The 3,083-nt window shown below is 72.2% G+C and carries 3 protein-coding genes; 2 read left to right on the forward strand and 1 reads right to left on the reverse strand.

Translation table 11 applies throughout. The features are described from left to right. Positions 1-114 precede the first annotated feature (114 nt). The gene (locus DBR36_RS08440) at positions 115-1,734 is read left to right on the forward strand and encodes a cell wall metabolism sensor histidine kinase WalK (RefSeq protein ID WP_108318496.1); all 1,620 of its coding nucleotides are present in this window, start codon (positions 115-117) and stop codon (positions 1,732-1,734) included. Beyond that, on the forward strand, positions 1,731-2,888 hold the full coding sequence (locus tag DBR36_RS08445; protein WP_108318498.1) for a hypothetical protein: 1,158 nt from the start codon (positions 1,731-1,733) through the stop codon (positions 2,886-2,888). Before DBR36_RS08440 ends, DBR36_RS08445 begins: the two co-directional genes overlap by 4 nt. A 43-nt stretch (positions 2,889-2,931) precedes the next feature. Here the strand turns inward: DBR36_RS08445 and DBR36_RS08450 are convergent, their stop codons facing one another. Beyond that, complete coding sequence (locus tag DBR36_RS08450) at positions 2,932-3,066, reverse strand: hypothetical protein (protein ID WP_258222639.1); 135 nt, start codon at positions 3,064-3,066, stop codon at positions 2,932-2,934. Positions 3,067-3,083 lie beyond the last annotated feature (17 nt).

The raw sequence follows: 3,083 nt of genomic DNA on the forward strand, positions 1-3,083 counted from the left end.
GGGCGGGTTCGATCTGGGCGGCGACTTCGGCTTCTGATGCTCCGGTGAGGCCGCGCGGCGTGCCGCCGCGGCGACACCCCGTACGAACGGGTCGGAAACGCTAGGGTCGAGGCCATGGCGCCCCCGACCCCGAGCGAGCGCGCCGGGCTGCGCCGCAACGCCGTGGCGAACCAGCTGCTCCTGGCAGCGGCGACGGTGCTGGGCGTCGTCGTGTCGATCCTGCTCGCGCAGATCGTCGACGCGACGCTCTTCTTGACGGGTGCGTCGACGATCTTCCTCGGCGCGGTGGCGGCCGTGCTGGTGCCCTGGGACCGTCTGCCGCGGTGGACGGTGGGGATCCTTCCCGTGCTCGACGTCGTCGCGATCGCGGTGATGCGCGAGAGCTCGCCCCTCGCGGGGCTCGGCGTCCTCTGGGCCTTCCCCGCGATCTGGGTCGGCAGCGTCTTCGGGCTGTGGGGCGTCCTCGTCCTGACCGTCGTCGTCGCGAGCGTCATGGTGCACCAGGCCATGGCGATCGACATGCAGCGCTTCGCCTCGTCGACCTTCGTTCTGCCATTCGTGGTCGCCGCGCTGTCGACCATGGCCCACTTCACCGCTCGACGCACGCGCGCGCAGCGCGAGCTGCTCGAGAAGCAGTCGGCCGAACTGCGACGCGCCGTCGAGCGCGCCCGGCGTCAGGAAGATCTGGTGACCGAGGTACTGGATGCCGTCGACTTCGGCATCACCCGCATCACGCCGGCGGGGGAGTTCGCGGTGACCAACACCGCGCACGCCGTCCTGCTCGACGCGACGGACCCGTTCGGCACCGAGGTGGCGGTCTTCGCCGCCGACGGATCGACCGCGATCGCGCCCGAGGCGTCGCCTCTCGCGCGCGCCCGCGCGGGCGAGGTCTTCGAGGGCGAGCTCGTCTGGTACGGGGCCCCGGGCGAGGACCGCCGCGCTCTCAGCATCACCGCGCGACGCCTGCCCGCGAGCGACAGCGGCGAGGCGGGAGGGGTGGTCGTCTCGCGCGACGTCACGGTCGAGGAGCAGGCGCGGCGCGCGCGTGAGGATCTCATCGCCAGCGTCTCGCACGAGCTGCGGACGCCGCTGACCTCGATCATCGGCTACCTCGAGCTCGCCCTCGACGACGACACGATCGCCGATGGCACCCGCGATCGGCTCGCCGTCGCCGAGCGCAACGCCTCGCGCCTGCTCGAGCTCGTGGCGGACATCCTCGCCGTCTCGTCCACCTCGCGCGAGGGGATCGGTGTGGACCTCGAGCTGCGTCCCGCCGACGTCTCGGCCATCGTCCGCGCCGCGATCGAGTCGATGGCTCCGCGTGCGGCGGACCACGGCATCCGCATCGAGACGACCGGCATCGACGAGGTGCGCGCCCTCGTCGACGCGCGCCGTCTGCGCCAGGTCGTCGACAACCTGCTGTCGAACGCGGTCAAGTACATCCCGCGCGGGGGTGCCGTCGAGGTGACCGTGACCACCGACGTGCACTCCGTCCTCATCGCTGTCGCCGACGACGGGCCCGGCATCAGCCCGAGCGAACAGGCGCGTCTGTTCGAGAGGTTCTTCCGCGGTGACGCCGTGCGGAAGTCCTCGACCCACGGGAGCGGACTCGGGCTGGCCATCAGCCGCGACCTCGTGCGCGCCCACGGGGGAGAGATCACCGTGCGGACGGCACCCGGCGAGGGGGCGACGTTCACGGTGCGTCTGCCCCGCGAGTCCAAGGAGACCCCGTGAACCTGGACGTCCTGACCCTGCAGGCCCTGACCTCGCTCGTCATCGTGGTCTCGACCGTGATGTATCTGCTGGACACCCTGATGCTCAAGGACGGGATCCCCGGGCGACTGTGGGCGAGCGCCTTCTTGTCGGGCACGTTCTCGGCCGTCTGCTACCTGGCGTGGCTCCTGCTCCCGGACATCTTCTTCGCCGTCGCCGTCGGGAACGGCGCCTTCGTTGCTGCAACCGGCTTCATCTGGCTGGGGTGCGTCGCCTTCAACGGTCGGTCGGTGCGCGGGGCGTCCTGGGTCATGGCCGCCGTGGTCGCCGTGACGATCGCCGCGGCCCTGGCCGCGGGGCCCGACGGGGGCGACTGGGCGGGGGCGGTCCCTTTCTTCCTGGGCAACGCCCTGTTCGCGGTCCTCGGGGCGTTCGAGACGCGCCGCGGGGCGATCGGGCGCCGGTGGAGCGCCGGCGGCCTGACCGCGATCCTCGCCGTCGAGGCGGTGTGGTTCATCGCTCGCACGGTGGTCTTCGTGGCGGCCGGTCCCGACAGCGAGCTCTTCCGCGCGGCTTTCGACACGCGCGTCTCGGGTTTCCTCACCACCACCCTCGTCATCGCGGCGGTGGTCGTGACGTCGGTGCTCCGGGCGAACGAGTCGGCTCTGCGCGGCACGTCCGAGATCCGACGCCTGTCGGTCGACGCGCACGGCGTCCTGCTGCGCGAGTCGTTCGAGGCCACCCTCGCCATCGTCTGCCGTCGCGCCGAGAACGCCGGTGAAGAGATGTGCGTCGTCGGCATCCGCGTCGACGACCTCAAGCGCGTGGCCATGGCCTTCAGTCCGGAGGACGCCGAGGGCTTCGCACGAGAGCTCCGCATCTCGGTACGTCGTCACGCCCCGACGATGTCGCTCGTCGGAGAGACGGATGCTGCCGGCCTGGCGGTGGCGTTCACCACCACCCCCACCACCGACGTCGGCCGCGTGGTGCGCGTCCTCCACGAACGCATCGACTCGGACTTCTCGCGTCTGGGGGCCTCGGTCGTGCCGGTCGTGGGCGTGGGCCTGGCGCTGTCGTCGGACCACGGCTACGACGCCCACGCCCTCGCCGCGCGGGCGGACGAAGCGGCGGGCCTCGCCGCCGTGACCGGGGAGCAGGCGCTCGGAGCCGGGTGACGCGCGGAGCGCGCGATCGGCGGAGGCCGGTGCCCGGAGCCCGTCAGTCGGAAAGCGCCGCGAGTTCCTCGACGCGCTGCCGCAGCTCGCGCGGGCGGAAGGGCTTGGTGAGGTAGTCGTCGGCGCCGGCCTCTCGTCCGGCGCGTTGCTCGGCCTCGTCGGCCCGTGCGCTCACCATGAGGATGCGGGTGGAGC

The organism is Microbacterium sp. HMWF026 (assembly GCF_003061325.1).
Classification (GTDB): domain Bacteria; phylum Actinomycetota; class Actinomycetes; order Actinomycetales; family Microbacteriaceae; genus Microbacterium; species Microbacterium testaceum_E.

Excerpts from the sequence above, each read along its gene's own strand:
- DBR36_RS08440 (WP_108318496.1), top strand. The coding sequence starts at position 115 with ATGGCGCCCCCGACCCCGAGCGAGCGCGCCGGGCTGCGCCGCAACGCC.
- DBR36_RS08450 (WP_258222639.1), bottom strand. The coding sequence starts at position 3,066 with ATGGTGAGCGCACGGGCCGACGAGGCCGAGCAACGCGCCGGACGAGAG.